Source organism: Micromonospora sp. WMMD710 (genome assembly GCF_029626045.1).
GTDB lineage: Bacteria > Actinomycetota > Actinomycetes > Mycobacteriales > Micromonosporaceae > Micromonospora.
In genome coordinates this window covers 4382265-4398911 of sequence record NZ_JARUBD010000001.1, presented here as the reverse complement: position 1 = coordinate 4398911, position 16647 = coordinate 4382265, and the positions used below count along the sequence as shown (strand labels likewise).

At 71.6% G+C, this 16647-nt stretch carries 20 protein-coding genes; 9 read left to right on the top strand and 11 right to left on the bottom strand.

The window, feature by feature from the left end; translation table 11 throughout:
* Positions 1 to 9: 9 nt before the first annotated feature.
* Both O7620_RS20325 and O7620_RS20320 read right to left on the bottom strand, forming a co-directional pair.
* On the bottom strand, positions 10 to 660 hold the full coding sequence (locus O7620_RS20325; RefSeq protein WP_151489558.1) for a DUF1003 domain-containing protein: 651 nt from the start codon (positions 658 to 660) through the stop codon (positions 10 to 12).
* On the bottom strand, positions 653 to 1939 hold the full coding sequence (locus O7620_RS20320; protein WP_278124450.1) for a CBS domain-containing protein: 1287 nt from the start codon (positions 1937 to 1939) through the stop codon (positions 653 to 655). Before O7620_RS20320 ends, O7620_RS20325 begins: the two co-directional genes overlap by 8 nt.
* A 33-nt stretch (positions 1940 to 1972) precedes the next feature.
* On the opposite strand from O7620_RS20320, the gene O7620_RS20315 reads away from it, so the two are divergent.
* Together O7620_RS20315 and O7620_RS20310 are read left to right on the top strand one after the other, a co-directional pair.
* Complete coding sequence (locus O7620_RS20315) at positions 1973 to 2842, top strand: PhzF family phenazine biosynthesis protein (RefSeq protein WP_278124448.1); 870 nt, start codon at positions 1973 to 1975, stop codon at positions 2840 to 2842.
* A gap of 17 nt (positions 2843 to 2859) precedes the next feature.
* The gene (locus O7620_RS20310; protein WP_278124447.1) at positions 2860 to 3390 is read left to right on the top strand and encodes a hypothetical protein; all 531 of its coding nucleotides are present in this window, start codon (positions 2860 to 2862) and stop codon (positions 3388 to 3390) included.
* A gap of 9 nt (positions 3391 to 3399) precedes the next feature.
* On the opposite strand, the gene O7620_RS20305 is transcribed toward O7620_RS20310, so the two are convergent.
* Positions 3400 to 4107 (bottom strand): HAD family hydrolase, encoded by a 708-nt coding sequence (locus tag O7620_RS20305; protein WP_278124445.1) that lies wholly within the window; start codon positions 4105 to 4107, stop codon positions 3400 to 3402.
* A gap of 105 nt (positions 4108 to 4212) precedes the next feature.
* On the opposite strand from O7620_RS20305, the gene O7620_RS20300 reads away from it, so the two are divergent.
* Positions 4213 to 5172 carry a DMT family transporter gene (locus O7620_RS20300; protein WP_278124443.1) on the top strand — a complete coding sequence of 320 codons (960 nt, stop codon included), beginning with the start codon at positions 4213 to 4215 and terminating at the stop codon, positions 5170 to 5172.
* 178 nt (positions 5173 to 5350) lie between these two features.
* Here the strand turns inward: O7620_RS20300 and O7620_RS20295 are convergent, their stop codons facing one another.
* A complete protein-coding gene (locus O7620_RS20295) occupies positions 5351 to 6175 on the bottom strand; it encodes an SDR family NAD(P)-dependent oxidoreductase (RefSeq protein ID WP_151489553.1) in 825 nt (274 codons plus the stop codon).
* A 128-nt stretch (positions 6176 to 6303) separates the two neighbouring features.
* Here O7620_RS20295 and O7620_RS20290 point away from each other — a divergent pair, with 128 nt between their 5' ends.
* Positions 6304 to 7257, top strand: coding sequence for a CoA ester lyase (locus O7620_RS20290; RefSeq protein WP_151489552.1), 954 nt, complete (start codon positions 6304 to 6306; stop codon positions 7255 to 7257).
* A 53-nt stretch (positions 7258 to 7310) separates the two neighbouring features.
* Here O7620_RS20290 and O7620_RS20285 read toward each other — a convergent pair whose 3' ends face one another.
* A complete protein-coding gene (locus O7620_RS20285) occupies positions 7311 to 7850 on the bottom strand; it encodes a DUF4190 domain-containing protein (protein WP_151489551.1) in 540 nt (179 codons plus the stop codon).
* Positions 7851 to 8036: 186 nt separating this feature from the next.
* On the opposite strand from O7620_RS20285, the gene O7620_RS20280 reads away from it, so the two are divergent.
* Positions 8037 to 8873: an SDR family NAD(P)-dependent oxidoreductase gene (locus O7620_RS20280; protein WP_192580239.1), complete on the top strand. Its 837-nt coding sequence runs from the start codon at positions 8037 to 8039 to the stop codon at positions 8871 to 8873.
* A 12-nt stretch (positions 8874 to 8885) separates the two neighbouring features.
* Here O7620_RS20280 and O7620_RS20275 read toward each other — a convergent pair whose 3' ends face one another.
* Positions 8886 to 9344, bottom strand: a complete 459-nt coding sequence (locus O7620_RS20275; RefSeq protein ID WP_278124440.1) for a DUF4190 domain-containing protein — start codon at positions 9342 to 9344, stop codon at positions 8886 to 8888.
* A gap of 177 nt (positions 9345 to 9521) precedes the next feature.
* Between O7620_RS20275 and O7620_RS20270 the strand changes: the two genes are divergently transcribed.
* Positions 9522 to 10718 (top strand): acyl-CoA dehydrogenase family protein, encoded by a 1197-nt coding sequence (locus tag O7620_RS20270; RefSeq protein ID WP_151489548.1) that lies wholly within the window; start codon positions 9522 to 9524, stop codon positions 10716 to 10718.
* A 200-nt stretch (positions 10719 to 10918) separates the two neighbouring features.
* On the opposite strand, the gene O7620_RS20265 is transcribed toward O7620_RS20270, so the two are convergent.
* Together O7620_RS20265 and O7620_RS20260 are read right to left on the bottom strand one after the other, a co-directional pair.
* Complete coding sequence (locus O7620_RS20265; RefSeq protein ID WP_151489547.1) at positions 10919 to 11326, bottom strand: CoA-binding protein; 408 nt, start codon at positions 11324 to 11326, stop codon at positions 10919 to 10921.
* 209 nt (positions 11327 to 11535) lie between these two features.
* The gene (locus tag O7620_RS20260; RefSeq protein ID WP_278124437.1) at positions 11536 to 12582 is read right to left on the bottom strand and encodes an Rv2578c family radical SAM protein; all 1047 of its coding nucleotides are present in this window, start codon (positions 12580 to 12582) and stop codon (positions 11536 to 11538) included.
* A 92-nt stretch (positions 12583 to 12674) separates the two neighbouring features.
* Between O7620_RS20260 and O7620_RS20255 the strand changes: the two genes are divergently transcribed.
* Positions 12675 to 13094, top strand: a complete 420-nt coding sequence (locus tag O7620_RS20255) for a DUF393 domain-containing protein (RefSeq protein WP_151489545.1) — start codon at positions 12675 to 12677, stop codon at positions 13092 to 13094.
* Here O7620_RS20255 and O7620_RS20250 read toward each other — a convergent pair.
* The 3 genes from O7620_RS20250 to trxA form a co-directional block, all read right to left on the bottom strand.
* A complete protein-coding gene (locus tag O7620_RS20250; RefSeq protein WP_278124436.1) occupies positions 13058 to 13984 on the bottom strand; it encodes an HTTM domain-containing protein in 927 nt (308 codons plus the stop codon). The two genes, O7620_RS20255 and O7620_RS20250, sit on opposite strands and share 37 nt — an antisense overlap.
* Entirely contained in the window at positions 13981 to 14421 is a 441-nt protein-coding gene (locus O7620_RS20245) for a hypothetical protein (protein WP_278124435.1), read from the bottom strand. The genes O7620_RS20250 and O7620_RS20245 overlap by 4 nt, the downstream gene beginning before the upstream one ends.
* A gap of 151 nt (positions 14422 to 14572) precedes the next feature.
* Positions 14573 to 14935 (bottom strand): thioredoxin, encoded by a 363-nt coding sequence (gene trxA / locus O7620_RS20240; RefSeq protein WP_030329190.1) that lies wholly within the window; start codon positions 14933 to 14935, stop codon positions 14573 to 14575.
* Between the two features lie 548 nt (positions 14936 to 15483).
* On the opposite strand from trxA, the gene O7620_RS20235 reads away from it, so the two are divergent.
* Together O7620_RS20235 and O7620_RS20230 are read left to right on the top strand one after the other, a co-directional pair.
* The gene (locus O7620_RS20235; protein ID WP_151489542.1) at positions 15484 to 15999 is read left to right on the top strand and encodes a MaoC family dehydratase; all 516 of its coding nucleotides are present in this window, start codon (positions 15484 to 15486) and stop codon (positions 15997 to 15999) included.
* A 95-nt stretch (positions 16000 to 16094) separates the two neighbouring features.
* Positions 16095 to 16598 carry a hypothetical protein gene (locus tag O7620_RS20230; protein ID WP_278124433.1) on the top strand — a complete coding sequence of 168 codons (504 nt, stop codon included), beginning with the start codon at positions 16095 to 16097 and terminating at the stop codon, positions 16596 to 16598.
* The last annotated feature ends 49 nt before the right edge of the window (positions 16599 to 16647 follow it).

Genomic DNA, 16647 nt, shown 5'->3' with positions numbered 1-16647 from the left:
ACCCCGTGGTCAACCCTCCGACCGGCGCGGGCCGGTGCCGTCCGGCCGGGCGTCGTGGGTGAGGTCGCCGTCCAGGTCGTCGCGCGGCTCGTCCAGCCCCACACCGTCGGTCGCCCGCTGGGCGCGCCGCTCCTGCCGGCCCTCCTTCTCCACCTGGCGGCGCTCCAGCCGCTGCCGGCGCTGCCCCGCCTCGTCCAGCTCCTCGGCCAGCCGGGTCAGCTCGGAGCGGAGGAAGTCGCGGGTGGCGACCTCGCCCAGCGCGATCCGCAGCGCGGCGATCTCCCGGGCCAGGTACTCGGTGTCCGCCTTCTGCGCGGTGGCCCGCCGCCGGTCCTCCTCCAACGCGACCCGGTCCCGGTCGGCCTGCCGGTTCTGTGCCAGCAGGATCAGCGGCGCCGCGTAGCTGGCCTGCAACGACAGCACCAACGTGAGGAACGTGAAGGTGTACGGGTCGAAGCGCAGATTCGCCGGTGCGAGAGTGTTCCAGACGAACCAGATCGTGATGACCACCGTCATGACCACGATGAAGTTCGCGGTGCCCATGCCCCGGGCGATGCCCTCCGACCACCGGCCGAACGCCTCCGCGTCGAACCGGGGCAGCTTGACGCCTCGGGGCTCGCGCGGCTGGTCCAGCCGCTCGGCCCGCCGCTGGTCAGCCATCCGTGCCGTCCAGCGCCGCGTCGGAGGCACCCGCGGCGGTCAGGGTGTCCCGGTCCCGCCAGTCCCGGGGCAGCGAGTGGTCCAGCACGTCGTCCACCGTCACGGCGCCGACCAGCCGGTTGTTCCGGTCGATCACCGGCATGGCGACCAGGTCGTACGTGGCCATCCGGCGGGTGATCTCCGGCAGTGGAGTGGTGGGGCGCAGCGGGTCGATGTCGTTGACCACCACCTTGCCCAGCAGGTCGGCCGGTGGTTCGCGCAGCAGCGCCTGGAAGTGCACCATGCCCAGGTAGCGGCCCGTCGGGGTGTTCTGCGGGGCGCGGGTCACGAAGACCTGGGCGGCGACGGCGGGGGACAGCTGCGGCTCCCGGATCCGGGCGAGCGCCTCGGCGACGGTGGCGTCCGGCGGCAGGATGACCGGCTCCGAGGTCATCACGCTGCCCGCCGTGCCCGGCGTGTACTTGAGCAGCTGACGCACCGGGTCCGCCTCGTCCGGCTCCATCAGGTCCAGCAGGACGTCCTGCTCGGGCGGGGGCAGCTCGTTGAGCAGGTCGGCGGCGTCGTCCGGGTCCATCTCCTCGAGGACGTCGGCGGCCCGCTCCCGGTCCAGTGCGGCGAGGATCTCCACCTGGTCGTGTTCCGGCAGCTCGCTGAGCACGTCGGCCAACCGTTCGTCGTTCAAAGCCGCGGCGACCTCGTTGCGTCGTGCGTCCGGCAGGTCCTGCAGGGCGTTGGCCAGGTCGGCCGGGCGCATGTCCTCGAGCACGGCGAGCAGGTTCGCCGTACCCCGGTTGTCGGCGATGCCGCTGAGCCCGCGCACCCGGTCCCATTCGACCTGGTGCAGGTGGCCGCGGCGGGTGAGCCGGCCGGTCTGCTCGCGGACCGCGACCCGGCTGAGTGCCCACTCACCGCCCCGGCTGCACTCCATCGCGACGTCCACCACCGCGCCGGGCTGGCCGCCCGGTTCGAGCTGCACCCGCCGGTCCAGCAGCTCCTGGAGCACGAGCAGCTCGTTGGGACGCTTCTCGAACCGGCGCAGGTTGAGGGTGCCGGAGCCGAGCACCACGGCGTCCGGGTCGATGGACGTGATCCGGTTGATGGACAGGAAGATCCGTCGACGCATCGGCATCTCGGCGACGAGGCCCACCACTTCCGGTGGACGCTTGGTGGCCCGGAGCCGGGCCACGGCGTCCCGAACACGGCCCACCTGGTCGCCGTTCGGATCGAAGACGGCGACTCCGGCGAGGCGGGCGATGTAGACCCGGGTCGGCGTGCTCACGGGCACCAGCCTAAGCGCCTAGTGTTTATCAACATGTCGACCTTGGCGTACGAGATCGTGGACGTCTTCACCGACCGCCCGTTCGCCGGCAACCCGCTGGCCGTGGTGTTCGGCGCGGAGGCGCTGGCGACCGAGCAGATGCAGACGCTCGCGCTGGAGTTCAACCTCTCCGAGACGGTGTTCGTGCTGCCTCCGACGCAGGTCGGCGCCACCTACCGGGCGCGGATCTTCACTCCGGTGGAGGAGTTGCCGTTCGCCGGGCACCCCAGCGTCGGCGCGGCGGTGACCGCGAGCCGGCGCGGAATGTTCGGTGTGGGGCAGATCACCCAGGAGTGTGGTGCCGGGGTGCTGCCGATCGAGGTGACGGCGTCCGGCGCGACGCTGACCGGCGGCACCCCCACCCTCGGCCCCGAGTTGGACGCGGAGCCGTTGCTGGAGATCGCCGGGCTGGGCGCGGACGACCACGCCGGCCCCGCACCCCGGGTGGCCGGATGTGGGCTCGAGTTCCCCTACCTGCCGGTGCGGCCGGAGGCGGTCGCCCGGGCACGGCTGAACCCGGCGGTGGCGGAGCGGTACGGGGTGGCGCACGTCAGCGTCTTCTCCTGGGACGCCGCCACGCAAACCGCGCACGCCCGGGTCTTCGTGCCGGGGCTCGGCGTACCGGAGGACCCGGCGACCGGCTCGGCGGCGCTCGGCCTCGGTGTCTGGCTGGTGGCGAGTGGCCTGCTGCCCGGCGAGGGGACGTCGGAGTACGTGGTCCGCCAGGGTGTGGAGGTGAACCGTCCGTCCGAGCTGGCCTGCACGGTCACCGCGGCAGGTGGCGTGGTGGTCGGCGCTACCGTCTCCGGCCAGGTGATGGCGGTGGCCCGGGGCGAGATCGCCGTACCGCCCTTCGTGGGCTGACCGGCGCGCACGCGTCCATGCGGGAGAATGCGGGTGTGACGGACGAGGACGCCCCCGGCGGCACGCCGCTGGTCGACGAGGCGATGAAGAAAGCGGCGGTGGCCTGGGTCAGCGTGGCCGGCGGGCCGGCGCTCGCGCTCTGGTGCGCCCCGCTGGAGGGGGCGCTCTTCGTGGTCAGTGGCCCCGGTGAACAGGCCGCGCCGGGCCTGGCCGACGCGACCGAGGCGCAGGTCACCCTGCGCGGCGACCACGGTGGCCGGATCGTCACCTGGTCGGCGCGGGTGACCCGGGTACGCCCGGGCACCGAAGCATGGGACACCACCGCGCCGCTGGTGGCGGGCAAGCGCCTGAACGCGCCCGGTCCGACCGCGGATCTGGTGGCCCGATGGGCCGCCGAGGACTGCGCCGTGAACCGCCTCGCCCCGGCCGGTGTGCCGCTGGCCGGCGCCGACCTGCCGTCCGACGCGCAGTCCGAGCCGCCCCGGCCCACACCCGCGGTTCGTGTCACCCGCAAACCGTTCCGCCTGCACCGGGTGCGCCGCCGCTGACGCCGGTCGTCAGACCGCACCCACCACCTCGGCGTCGATGTCGATGAGGTCGAGCACGTCGCGCAGCGTGCCGAGCATCGGGCCGTGCCATTCCCGGTCGGCGTTGAACACCATGTGGTCGCTCAGGTCGGGTGCGGCGAGCCGGACGGCGGTCATCCCGGCCCGCTCGGCGCCGGTCAACTCCTGGCTGCCGCCGTCGCCGACGTAGAGGCAGTCGCCCGGCGCCAGCCCGAGCCGGTGACAGGCGGTCAGGTAGAGCGCCGGGGCCGGCTTGCACTGTCCGACCTGCACGGAGAAGACCCGCACGTCGAGGAGCGGGGCGATGGCGAGCTGCGGGAGGAACGCCGGCAGCTCGTGCGTACAGTCGCTGATCACGCCGGTGCGCAGACCGCGCTCGCGCAGGGCCGCGAGCACCGGCACCGCGTCGGCGCGCAGCCGGGTGTCCGCGCGGACGGCCTGGTGCCGGGACGCGACGGCCGCGCGCAGCGCATGGTCACTGGGGTGTACGCCGGCCTGGGCGCACACCCAGCGCAGTGTCGCCTCCGCGTCGCCGAGCTGGCCGGTGGCCCGCTCGTAGTAGGTGCGGTCCAGCACCTCGGTCAACGTGTCGGCGTGGCATCCGAGCAGTTCGGCGGTGCCGAGGTGCGCGACGCCGCGTTGCACCGAACGGGTCAGCGTGCCGAAGAAGTCGAACAGCACCGCCTGGTAGCTGGGCATGGAAAGCGCCTCCGGGCGGTCGGGGGTCACCGACGGGAACCCGCGTGATCGTAACGGAGCGCTGATCGTCCGTGTTGTCCGTCATACGTGTGAGGATTGCTTCCCGTGGCACCACCTGACTCCCGCCCCTCCCTGGATCCGCTGACCACCGGCGCGGTCGGCCTGGCCGTCGTCGCCGTGTCGTCGTCCGCACCGTTGATCGCGTACGCGGCCGCTCCCGCGCTCGCCATCGCGTTCTGGCGCAACATGCTCGCGGTCGCCGTGCTGAGTCCCTTCTCCCTGGCTCGGCGCCGCGCCGAGTTCCGCCGGCTGGCCGTCGGCGCGGGCCGGCGGGAGGGCCTCTTCTGCGTCCTCTCCGGGGTCGCGCTGGCCGCGCACTTCGCGACCTGGGTGCCGAGCGCCCAGCTCACCTCCGTCGCCGCGGCCACCGCCTTGGGCGCCACCCAGCCGGTCTGGCAGGGGCTGATCGCCCGTGGCCAGGGGCGGCGGCTGCCCCCGATGGTGTGGATCGGCATCGCGGTGGCGGTCAGCGGCGCGGTGGTCGCCACCGGCGCCGACGTGGGTGTCTCCGGCAAGGCTGTCCTCGGTGACCTGCTGGCGATGACCGGTGGCATGTTCGCGGCCGTCTACGTCGCCTTCGGGGAGCGGGCCCGGGCGAGCATCAGCACCACCACCTACACCACCATCTGCTACGGGATCTGCGCGCTGGTCCTGCTGCTGATCTGCCTGGTCGGCGGGGTACGGCTGACCGGTTTCGACGGGCGCACCTGGCTGGCCATCCTGGCCCTGGTGGCGGGTGCCCAACTGCTCGGGCACTCGATGTTCAGCTACGCCCTGCAGAAGATCCGGGCGACCACGGTGAGCGTGCTGATCCTGCTGGAGGTGCCCGGTGCGGCGCTGCTCGGGTGGGCCTGGCTGGGTCAGCTGCCCCGCCCGTACGCGCTGCTGGGGATGGCGCTGCTGCTGGTCGGGGTGGCGGTGGTGGTGCTCGGCGGCGCCCGCGCCGGCCGCCGTGCCACGCCACCCACCCCGCTACCCGCCGACGCCGCCGCCCTGAGGGACTGAGCGCCCGGTCAGACCTCGTGGACCTCGATGACCCGGGTGGTCGGCGCGGTCCCGCCGAGAGCGGCGCGCTCCGGGTCGACGAGGAACGACTCGGACCCGGCCCGATCCTCGAAGTGGATCACGTGCGCCTCGGCCCGCCCGTCGGTGCCGCGCAGTCGCCGCTCCAGCCGGCCGGACGCTACCCATCGATGCCGACGGCCGCGGCGCTGGCCGTCCAGAGCCGTGCGGCGAGCCGCGGGTCGGCCGCCTTGCGGTACGGCCTGCGCAGCCGGCGGTTGTAGTAGTAGCCGCCGTCGACGAGGCGGGCCGGATCCTGGTTGGTCAACCAGAGCAGCGTCTCGGCGCCCTTTTCCGGGCTGCGGAACGGCAGGACGCGCATGCCGAAGGCGACCAGCCTGCTGTCGTTGGCGAACCGGGTGCGCACCACCCCGGGGTGGAAGCTGTACGCGGGGATGCCCGGCCAGCGGCGGGCCGCCTCGGCGGTGAACAGGATGTTCGCCTGCTTGCTCGTGCCGTACGCGCCCATCGGTCGGTAGCTGCGCAGCGGCCCGTTCAGGTCGTCCGGGTCGAGCGCTCCGAAGCGGTGCGCGCCGGAGGCGGTCACCACGATCCGGCCGATCCGGTCGGCGAGCAGGTTGGTCAGCAGGAACGGGGCCAGGTGGTTGGCCTGGATCGACAGCTCGAAGCCGTCGACGGTGGTGAGTGGTTGCAGCGCGATGGCGCCGGCGTTGTTGGCGAGCACGTCGATCCGGTCGTACGCGTCGCGCAGCCGGTCGGCGAGCCGGCGTACGTCGTCGAGCACCGCGAAGTCGGCCCGGAACAGCTCGGGACGCTCACCCGAGGTCTCCCGTACGCGTTCCGCGGCGGACTGCAGGCGTGCCGGGTCACGTCCGACCAGCACCACCTGGTCGCCTCGGCACGCCAGTTTGATGGCGGCGGCCAGCCCGATGCCGGAGCTGGCCCCGGTCACCACCACCAGTCGACGCCCAGTGAGATCTTCCACAGGTCCATTCACCCCGGTCATGGCGCGAGGTTACCGTGGCGTCACCACGCCCTTTGGGATCGTTAAGTTTCTGGATCTGTCGTCAGGTGGCGTCGGCGTGCCCGCCGGACGCTGGAAGGAGCGCATCCATGGCCGCAGTCGGTCGTCCCCGCCGATCCTGCCTCGCCGTACCCGGTTCCAGCGTCAAGATGCTCGGCAAGGCGCAGGGCCTCCCGGCCGACCAGGTCTTCCTCGACCTGGAGGACGCCGTCGCCCCGCTGGCCAAGCCGGATGCGCGCAAGAACATCGTGGCCGCGCTCAACGAGGGGGACTGGGCCGGCAAGACCCGCGTGGTGAGGGTCAACGACCTGACCACCCCGTGGACCTACCGGGACGTCATCGAGGTCGTCGAGGGTGCCGGCGCGAACCTGGACTGCATCATGCTGCCGAAGGTGCAGACCGCCGCCCAGGTGCAGTGGCTGGACCTGACGCTCACCCAGATCGAGAAGACGCTCGGTCTCGAGGTCGGCCGGATCGGCATCGAGGCGCAGATCGAGAACGCCGCCGGTCTGGTCAACGTGGACGCCATCGCCGCGGCGTCGCCCCGGGTGGAGACCATCATCTTCGGCCCCGCCGACTTCATGGCCTCGATCAACATGAGGTCGTTGGTGGTCGGCGCGCTGATCCCCGACTACCCGGGCGACCCGTACCACTACATCCTGATGCGGATCCTGATGGCCGCCCGGATGCACGACAAGCAGGCCATCGACGGCCCGTTCCTGCAGATCCGCGACGTCGACGCGTTCCGCGAGGTGGCCAAGCGCTCGGCGGCGCTGGGCTTCGACGGCAAGTGGGTGCTGCACCCGGGTCAGATCGACGCCGCCAACGAGGTGTACCAGCCGGCGCAGGCCGACTACGACCACGCCGAGCTGATCCTCGACGCGTACGAGCACTACACGTCGGAGGCTGGCGGCAGGCTGGGCGCGGTGATGCTCGGCGACGAGATGATCGACGAGGCGTCCCGCAAGATGGCGCTCGTCATCGCCGCCAAGGGCCGGGCCGCCGGGATGAGCCGTACCTCGTCGTTCACCCCGCCCGAGTGACCGGCCCGGGGTGGCCACCGCCGGTGGTCACCCCGGCCTCGGGTATTCGCTGCTCAGTAGCCGCTGTCGCTGCTGGCACCCGTGGTGATGGCCAGAACGATCACCACGATGTAGAAGATGATGAGCAGCACCAGCAGCGCGGTGAGGATCCAGCCGATGATGATGGCCGCCTTCGCCATCCCCTCACCGCCCTCGCCGCTGAGCCGGATCTGCTTCTGCGCCACGTGCCCGAGGATCGCGCCGACCGGCGCGGTGATGCATGACGCGAAGCCGACCAGGGCCAGTACCAGCGCCGCGATGGCCAGCCCGTTGGTCTTCGGTGGCGGCGGGTAGCCGTAGCCGGAGTACTGCGGCGGGTAGCCCGGCGGGGCGTACCCCGGCGAGGGGTACCCGGGCGGGGCGTAGCCGGGCACCGGCTGCCCCGGCACCGGCTGCCCGCCGGCGTAGGGGTCGACCGGCGCGTACGGGTCCGCGGGGCCGGCTTGGGCGGGCACCGGCTGACCGGCCACGAGGGTCGGGTCCGGTGGCGCGCTCGACGGTTGGGCCGACCAGGTGGGGTCGGTCCAGCCGCCGGGCGGTGGGGGATTGGTCATGCGAACTCTCCGTCAGGTCGGGTGCGCCGTCAGGGTAGCCAGCGTCGGGTAAACACGACGCCCCCGCTACCGGGTGCCGCGTTGCTCGGGCCCCTCGCAAGGGGCAGGATCCCTGGCATGGCAATAGACGCGCGCGCCGCGGACCGCTCCGGCAGCCGACCGAGACGGGACGCCAGCCGCCCCGGCATGGCGCGACGCACCCGTGCTGCCACACCGCCCGGCAGTCCCGGTCCGGACGAACCGGTCGCGCTCGCCGACCCGGTGACCATGCGGCTCGACGGGCGGGTCGCCCTGGTGACGGGGGCGGGCAGCGCGGACGGCATCGGGTACGCGACGGCCCGCCGCCTGACCGACCTGGGTGCCCGGGTCGCCATCGTCTCCACCACGCGGCGCATCCACGATCGGGCCGGCGAGCTGGGTGTGACCGGCTTCGTCGCCGACCTGACCGACGAGTCCGAGGTCGGCGCTCTGGCGGACGCCGTCGCCGAGCAGTTGGGCGACGTGGAGGTGCTGGTCAACAACGCGGGCCTGGCGAGCCGGGCCAGCCCGGAGGTGCTGCGGCCGGTCGCCCAGTTGTCCTACGACGAGTGGCGCGGCGAGATCGACCGCAACCTGACCACCGCCTTCCTGTGCAGCCGGGCGTTCATCGGCGGGATGGCCGAGCGGGGCTGGGGTCGGATCGTCAACCTGTCGGCCACGGCCGGCCCGCTCAACGCGCTGCCCACCGAGGCCGCGTACGCGGCGGCGAAGGCCGGGGTGGTCGGGCTGACCCGGGCGCTGGCCATGGAGATGATCGCCGACGGGGTGACCGTCAACGCGGTGGCGCCCGGCACCATCTACACCGCGGCGTCCACGATGGCCGAGATCAAGCAGGGACTGGGTACGCCGGTGGGTCGACCGGGCACTCCGGACGAGGTCGCCGCGGCGATCAGCTTCCTGTGCTCGCCGGCCGCCTCGTACATCACCGGGCAGATGCTGGTGGTGGACGGCGGCAACAGCGTTCGGGAGGCCCGCTTCCGCTGACCGCGCGGCGGGTCAGTATCCGCCGCTGTCGCCGGTGTTGCCGAACAGCACCAGGGCCAGCCAACCGCAGCAGGCCAGCACGGTGAGCCCGGTGAACACGTACCCGAGGATCAGCCCCCACGTGGCGAGCTGGTCGCCCTCCTCGCCGCTGGTGCGGATCTGCCGTTTGGCAACGTGGCCGAGGACGGCGCCGGCCGGTGGGAACACGAAGGCGAACACCAGCGACAGGATCGCCAGTACGTTGGTGCCCCGACCCTGGCCGGGTGACGGTGGACCGTACTGGCCGTAGGGGCCCTGCGGGGCGTACGGCGGTTGCTGGCCCCAGTGTCCGGCCTGGTGCGGCCCCGGCTGCCCGTACGGCGCCGGTTGGTCCGCCGGCGGAGGCGCGTACGGCGGCTGGTCCCGGGGTGGCTCGTAGGGTGACGGCGGCGGCTCGTCTCCCGGGGGTCCCAACGGCGGCGGGTAGCTCACAGTTGTGCTCCTCCTGCCGGTGCCGGAAAAGTCCCTCTTGCCGGACGCTACCCGCAGCGGTGAACCTTTTCACAGCGGTTGTGTGGACTGGTCACCTTGGCCTCGTCGGCCCCGTAGACCGATACTGAGCCAGCGTTCAGTTACCCATGAGTAGTGCGCTGATCCCCGGAGGCTGAGATGGCCCGACTAGCCCAGACGCCCGGCCTGACCGATGTGCAGCGGTCGATCCTGGAGACGGTCCGGGAGTTCGCCGACAAGGAGATCATCCCGCACGCCCAGCGACTGGAGCACGCCGACGAGTACCCCACCGACATCCTCGACGGGATGCGCGAGATGGGACTGTTCGGCCTCACCATCGACGAGGAGTACGGCGGGCTGGGCGAGTCGCTGCTCACCTACGCGCTCGTGGTCGAGGAGCTGTCCCGGGGCTGGATGTCGATCTCCGGCATCGTCAACACCCACTTCATCGTGGCGTACCTGATCTCCCAGCACGGCTCCGCCGAGCAGAAGGCCCGGCTGCTGCCGAAGATGGTCACCGGTGAGGTGCGTGGCGCGTTCTCGATGTCCGAGCCGGAGACCGGCTCCGACGTCTCGGCGATCACGTCCCGCGCCGTCCGCGACGGCGACCGCTACGTGCTCAACGGGCAGAAGATGTGGCTCACCAACGGGGCGTACTCCTCGGTGGTGGCCACTCTGGTCAAGACCGACACCGGCGCCGACTCGGTGTACGGCAACATGAGCACCTTCCTGCTCGAGAAGGAGCCGGGCTTCGGCGAGACCGCGCCCGGCCTCACCATCCCCGGCAAGATCGACAAGATGGGTTACAAGGGCGTCGAGACCACCGAGATGGTGCTCGACGGTGTCACCGTGCCCGACTCCGCGATCCTCGGCGGCGCCGACAAGGTGGGTCGCGGCTTCTACCAGATGATGGACGGCATCGAGGTGGGCCGCGTCAACGTGGCCGCTCGTGCCTGCGGCATCTCCATCCGCGCCTTCGAGCTGGCGGTCGGCTACGCCCAGCAGCGCAGGACCTTCGGCCAGCCGCTCGCCAAGCATCAGGCCATCGCCTTCAAGCTCGCCGAGATGGGCACCAAGATCGAGGCCGCGCACGCCCTCATGGTGAACGCGGCCCGCCTCAAGGACGCCGGCCAGCGCAACGACGTCGAGGCCGGGATGGCCAAGCTGCTCGCCTCGGAATACTGCGCCGAGGTCGTCCAGGAGGCGTTCCGCATCCACGGCGGCTACGGCTACTCCAAGGAGTACGAGATCGAGCGGCTGATGCGGGAGGCCCCGTTCCTGCTCATCGGCGAGGGCACCTCGGAGATCCAGAAGACCATCATTTCCCGTGGCCTGCTCAAGGAGTACAAGCTCTGAACCGCGCCTGCTGATTCGGTCGCCGGTCGCCGGTCGCCGGTCGGTCCGGCCGCGTCGTCGCTCAAGGGCGTGATGACTGTGAGGCATCAATATGACTCACAGGCATCACGCTTCCCACCGAGGTCGTCCGCGCCGACACACGCCTCGTCTCTGGTACCCGCCGGCTCTCTGGCCAGGTCCCGCGGCTGGGGTGGGGCGGGTCAGGTTAGGCGGGTCAGGTTGGCGGCGGCGCGTTCGACGATCAGGCAGCGGTCTTCCACGTAGTCCATGCCCGCCTCTTCGGCGATCTGTCGCGCTTCGGCCGAGACGATGCCGAGTTGCAGCCAGACCGCCGGGGCGCCGATCGCCGCCGCGTCCCGGACCACCTGCACGGCGTCGGCCGCCGGGCGGAACACGTCCACCAGGTCGACGGGGTGCGGGATGTCGGCAAGGGTCTTGTAGGCCCGTTCCCCGAACAGTTCGTCGACCGTCGGGTTGACCGGGATGATGCGCCAGCCGTACTGCTGCATCTGCAACGGCACGCCGTGCGCGGCCTTGAACGGGTCGCGGGACGCGCCCACGACGGCGATCACGGCGGAGTCGGCGAGGATCTGCTGAGCGGTGCGCACCCGCCGACTGTAGCTCCGCCGGCCCCGCCGAAGGCGGGCGAGGAACACGCGACGCCCACGGGCCCGACTGGCCGCCCTACCAGCCAGTCGGGCCCGGCCGGCGCTTCGCGCGGAGCGAAGCAGACCGGTAACTCCGTGGGTTGTCGTACGTGTCGCGGTGGAAGGGGGAGGTGTCGCCGCAGGTCGGAGCTTTCCGCCTGGCAGGAAGACTAGAGCAGGGTCAGCTGCTCGGCGGTCGGCGCGGGCGGCGGCTCGGGCAGGCGTCGGTTGTCGCCCAGCTCGCCCCGGAGCAGCCCGTGGCGGCGGGCCGCGATCCGCACCCGCGCGGTCAGCTCCCGCTGGTACGCCTGCGGGGCGTACGCGCCGGAGCGGTACAGCTCGCGGTAGCGGGAGACGAGGTGCGGGTGCTCACGCGCGAGCCACTGCGCGTACCACTCCCGGGCGCCGGGCCGCAGGTGCAGCGCCAACGGAGTCACGTCGGTCGCTCCGGCAGCGGCGATTGCCGAGACCGTGGCGTCGATCGACTCCTCGCTGTCGCTGAGGCCGGGCAGGATCGGCGCCATCAGGACTCCGACGGAGAAGCCGGCGTCGGTGAGCCGGCGGACCGCGTCGAGCCGGCGGCTCGGGTGCGGTGTGCCCGGCTCGACGCCACGCCAGAGCTGGTCGTCGACGAAGCCCACCGAGAAGGAGATGCCGACCCTGGTCACCTCGGCCGCCTGGCGCAGCAGGGGCAGGTCGCGCAGGATCAGCGTGCCCTTGGTGAGGATCGAGAACGGGTTGGTGAAGTCTCGCAGGGCCGCGATGATCTGTGGCATCAAGCGGTAGCGGCCCTCGGCTCGCTGGTAGCAGTCCACGTTGGTGCCCATCGCCACGTGCGCGCCCCGCCATTTCGGCGCGGCCAGTTCCCGCCGCACCAGCTCGCCGGCGTTGACCTTGACAATCACCTGCCGGTCGAAGTCCGCGCCCGCGTCGAGGTCCAGATATGTGTGAGTATTTCTCGCGAAGCAGTAGCGGCACGCATGAGTGCATCCACGGTACGGGTTGATCGTCCATTCGAACGGGACGCGGGACTGCCCGGGCACCCGGTTGAGGATGGACTTGGCCTGCACCTCGTAGAAGGTCATCCCCGCGAACTCGGGGGTGTCGAAGGTGCGGGCGACGGCGCCGGGCAGCGCCAGCGGCAGGGGTGGCGTCGCTGGCGCTGCCCGCTCGGGGTCTCCCTCGACCGGGGGAGCGGTGAGGTTGTCCCAGCGCATGGCCACTATTCGAACACGTGTACGAGGTCGGCGCAAGTGACTCGCCGGACACCCGTGACTGATCGACGCCCCGGCGGGGCAGGATGGACGGCATGGAGACGTCGACCTTCGTCTACGACGGGGACTGCGCGTTCTGCACGACGTGTGCGGAGTTCATCGAACGCCGGATCCCCACCACCGCGCGGGTGGTGCCCTGGCAGTTCGCCGACCTCGACGCGCTCGGCCTCACCGTCGCCGAGTGCGAGGAGGCCGTGCAGTGGGTCGGCGCGGACGGCTCGCGCGCGGCCGGGCCGGACGCCATCGCGAAGCTGCTCGCCGCGAGTGGGCGACTCTGGCGGGTGGCCGGGGCGGGCCTGCGGTTCCCACCGGCGCGGGCCGTCGCCTGGCCGGCGTACCGCTGGGTGGCCCGCAACCGGCACCGGTTGCCGGGCGGCACGGCCGCGTGTTCCCTGCCGCAGGAGGCCCGGGAACGGCTCTATGGCCCGGCTGGCCGCCCGAGCGCCGGGGCCTGATCCTCGCGCGACGTCGGCTCGGTGCCGGGGCCGGACGGCTCATGGACCACGGTGGTCGCGGGCTCACGGCGGCCGATCAGCCAGCGGGCCCAGAGCAGCGGGCGGATCCGCTCCAACGGCAGGAAGCTGGCCATCGCGGCCAGGTGCGGCGCGAACGAGATGGTGATGGTCGCGATGGTGACCGCGTGGAACGAGTAGAAGAAGCCGACCATGGCCAGCCGCCACCGGGCCGGCAGCAGGAAGACCACCGGGCTGAGCAGCTCGAAGGCGACGATGCCGAACTGGGCGACGATCAGCAGGTACGGCACCTGGGCGATGAGGTCCGCCAGGTCGGTGCCGCGCCGGATGATCGCTCTGGCCAGCACCGAGCCGGTCAGCCAGTCCAGCCCGCCGAAGCGGAGCTTGGCCCAGGCGGCGAGGAAGTACGTGCAGATCACCGCGATCTGGGTGACGCGCAGCGCCCAGCCGCCGGCCTCGGTTCGGGTGGTGTCGCCGTGCCGGGCCCAACCGGCGGTGGGTAGGACGGCCAGGGCGACGAGCAGCCCGAAACGGTCGTGGTCGACCTTTCCGTAGCTCATCGCGATGATCATCCATTCCAGGTACAGCGCGCAGACCGCCCAGCCGAGCAGCCGGGGCGCCCGACCGGTCGCGGCGAGCAGGGCGAGCAGCAGCAGCGCCCAGAAGATCACGGCCACCAGCGCCGGCGTCGGTGTCGGCAGGGGGAGCACACGGCCGATCAGCAGCGGTTGGTACAGCTCGCCCGGGACACTGACCCGGGTGCGTACCCAGGGAGTGAAGATCACCAGGTCGGCGGCGACGAAGAGGTAGATCACCGTCCGGAACGCGGCGATGCGGCCTCGCGGCACCGCCTCGGTCAGCCAGCGGCTCATCGGGGGGCCTGCCAGCTGACCACGGTCTCGTCGGTGTGCTGGCCGGTCGGCCGGCCGGCGCGGATGCCGTGCCACCGGATGACGATGCGGACCTCGACCAGCGCGGCGGCGCCGGGGTGGCGTTCGGCGTACGCGTCGGCGACCTCGGTGAGCAGCGTCGGGTCGGCGGCGTACCGGGCCTGCTGGCCCTCGATCTCGGCGCGGCGGATACCGGTGGCGTTCTGGTCGAGGTCGATCACGACGCCGGCCGAGTCCACCCCCTCCACGCGGGTGTCCGGTGCGGGCGCGTTCGGCGGGTTCGAGGTGGCGTACATCCGGAAGGGGCCGAACGGGAAGTCGTCGTCGCTGCCCCACAGGGTGCCGGCCAGTAGCAGGACGAGACCGAGTGCGGTCGCGCCCAGCCGGGTCGCACGCCCGCGGGTGGTCAGGGTCTCCATCGGGTCGTGACGATACGGGATGTACCGGCCGTGCCGGGTCCCACCGACGGCCAGTTCCGCCTGCCCAGGTCGGTGATCAAGCGGGCGTCGGGTGGGTACGACGAAGGCCGGGCCCGATCGGGCCCGGCCTCGCGTGCCGTCGTACGACGACTCAGTGGTTGTGCTCGGCCAGCTGCTTGCGGACGTCGTCCATGTCCAGCGCCTCGACCTGCTCGATCAGGTTCTCCAGGGCGGACTCGGGAAGGGCGCCCGGCTGGGCGAAGACGATGACGCCGTCGCGGATCGCCATGATCGTCGGGATCGACCGGATGTCGAACTTGGCACCCAGCTCCTGCTGGGCCTCGGTGTCGACCTTGCCGAAGACGATGTTCTGGTGCTTCTCCGAGGAGCGCTCGTAGACCGGGGCGAACCGCTTGCACGGACCACACCAGTCGGCCCAGAAGTCGACCAGGACGATGCCGTCGTTGCCGGTCACCTCGTCGAAGTTCGCCGAGGTCAGCTCAACGGTTGCCATTGCACTCTCCGATCACCGCGGTTTGTCTACGTCCCGTAGAACCAGGGCTGACCGTATCGAATTCCCGGGCGGTGGGGCCCGAAACGTGCTGCGGGCTGCTCAGGGCTGCCGCGCGTCATCGATCCGCGTCTGTCCGTCCCGACCTGCGGAACGCAAATGCACGACGCACTTGCGTGACCTGCCGTGATGGGAGCGTTTCCAGGGAGATCCACCCGATCGAGCGCTACGAATCGGTAACTTGACCCCTGACAAGGACGTATCCGGCCTGCGGAGATCGCTGATCAACTCATGATTCGTCACTGAGAGTAGTGTTACAAAAAGATAAATGTGACCTCGATCTCTGTTGAACCTACGCACCCGTAGGGCAGAATTCCTCACATCAGAGCGTGGGCGGCGGGTGCCGGGGAGGGCCCCGCCGCTCATTGCGTCTCCCCTCTTTCGAGTGACCGGTGTGACATTTCCGCCGGGCTCGCGCCCCGCCGGTCGCCTTAACCACCGGTAAGGCATGCTGTGCCGAACTCCATCGCCGCCCGTCGAAGGGGACCAGGATGCAGTTCGGCCGCTACTACGAGGAGTTCGAGGTCGGCGCGGTCTACCGGCACTGGCCGGGCAAGACCGTCACCGAGTACGACGACCACCTCTTCTGCCTGCTCACCATGAACCACCACCCGCTGCACATGGACGCGCACTACGCCGAGACGGCCAGCCAGTTCAAGCGCAACGTCGTGGTCGGCAACTACATCTACTCGCTGCTGCTCGGCATGTCCGTGCCGGACGTCAGCGGCAAGGCGATCGCCAACCTGGAGGTCGAGTCGCTGCGGCACGTGGCGCCCACCTTCCACGGCGACACCATCTACGGCGAGACCACCGTGCTGGACAAGCGGGAGTCCGGCTCCAAGCCCGACCGGGGCGTGGTGTCGGTGGAGACCCGCGGCTACAACCAGGACGGCACCATGGTCTGCGTCTTCCGCCGCAAGGTCATGGTCCCCAAGCGGGAGTACGCGGCCAGCGCCGTCCCCGACGGCGTGGACCCGGAACGGCCCAGCTTCCCCACGCCCCGCTGAACGCGCGGCGTGTCGACGCCGCAGGATCAGGGCTCCTTCCCTCGGGTAGGGGTCCTATTTCCGTTTCGAGGCATATGCTGGCGCCGGAGGTTCCGATGAGCCACTCCGTCGCCGGAGAGCCGCCCTCTGCCGGCCGCCGAGCCGCACCCTTGACCACCGCCGTCTACTCCGCCGCCGAGTGGGACCTGCTCACCAGCCTGCCCGGTCGGGTCCTCGTGGCCGCCGCCGCGCCCGGCCCGGGTCGTCCCGAGCGGGGTGTCCTGGCGAACCTCGCCGGCCTGGACGCGGTGGCCGCCGGCCGGGCGTCCGACAGCGACCTCGTCCGTGCCGTCGTCGCCGCGATCTACGCCCGCCACGACGGCACCCCGCAGCCCGCCGAGCGGCTCACCGATCTGGTGGACCTGCTGGCCGCCTGCCGCGCGGCGGTCCGGGTCATGCACCGGCGCGCCGATCCCGCCGACTCGGCCGCGTACCGCCAGTGGGTGCAGTCGGTCGCGGCCCGGGTCTGCCGGTCGGTGCCCGGCCCGCCGGGACAACCGGCCAGCCCGGCCGACCGGCGTTTCCTCGACCGGCTCGGCGGCGCGCTCGGGTTGGGCTGAGATCGGCGGGGTGTCGCGGCGGGCGCCGAGCTGGTCCGTACCCTCTGAT

What these genes read in the sequence shown, in the direction of transcription:
- O7620_RS20250 (WP_278124436.1), bottom strand. Translation starts at nt 13,984, where the DNA reads ATGAGCCGCTGGCTGACCGAGGCGGTGCCGCGAGGCCGCATCGCCGCG.
- O7620_RS20310 (WP_278124447.1), top strand. Translation starts at nt 2,860, where the DNA reads ATGCGGGAGAATGCGGGTGTGACGGACGAGGACGCCCCCGGCGGCACG.
- O7620_RS20305 (WP_278124445.1), bottom strand. Translation starts at nt 4,107, where the DNA reads ATGCCCAGCTACCAGGCGGTGCTGTTCGACTTCTTCGGCACGCTGACC.
- O7620_RS20260 (WP_278124437.1), bottom strand. Translation starts at nt 12,582, where the DNA reads ATGCGCTGGGACAACCTCACCGCTCCCCCGGTCGAGGGAGACCCCGAG.
- O7620_RS20255 (WP_151489545.1), top strand. Translation starts at nt 12,675, where the DNA reads ATGGAGACGTCGACCTTCGTCTACGACGGGGACTGCGCGTTCTGCACG.
- O7620_RS20290 (WP_151489552.1), top strand. Translation starts at nt 6,304, where the DNA reads ATGGCCGCAGTCGGTCGTCCCCGCCGATCCTGCCTCGCCGTACCCGGT.
- O7620_RS20285 (WP_151489551.1), bottom strand. Translation starts at nt 7,850, where the DNA reads ATGACCAATCCCCCACCGCCCGGCGGCTGGACCGACCCCACCTGGTCG.
- O7620_RS20325 (WP_151489558.1), bottom strand. Translation starts at nt 660, where the DNA reads ATGGCTGACCAGCGGCGGGCCGAGCGGCTGGACCAGCCGCGCGAGCCC.
- O7620_RS20280 (WP_192580239.1), top strand. Translation starts at nt 8,037, where the DNA reads ATGGCGCGACGCACCCGTGCTGCCACACCGCCCGGCAGTCCCGGTCCG.
- O7620_RS20230 (WP_278124433.1), top strand. Translation starts at nt 16,095, where the DNA reads ATGAGCCACTCCGTCGCCGGAGAGCCGCCCTCTGCCGGCCGCCGAGCC.
- O7620_RS20270 (WP_151489548.1), top strand. Translation starts at nt 9,522, where the DNA reads ATGGCCCGACTAGCCCAGACGCCCGGCCTGACCGATGTGCAGCGGTCG.
- O7620_RS20245 (WP_278124435.1), bottom strand. Translation starts at nt 14,421, where the DNA reads ATGGAGACCCTGACCACCCGCGGGCGTGCGACCCGGCTGGGCGCGACC.
- O7620_RS20235 (WP_151489542.1), top strand. Translation starts at nt 15,484, where the DNA reads ATGCAGTTCGGCCGCTACTACGAGGAGTTCGAGGTCGGCGCGGTCTAC.
- trxA (WP_030329190.1), bottom strand. Translation starts at nt 14,935, where the DNA reads ATGGCAACCGTTGAGCTGACCTCGGCGAACTTCGACGAGGTGACCGGC.
- O7620_RS20315 (WP_278124448.1), top strand. Translation starts at nt 1,973, where the DNA reads ATGTCGACCTTGGCGTACGAGATCGTGGACGTCTTCACCGACCGCCCG.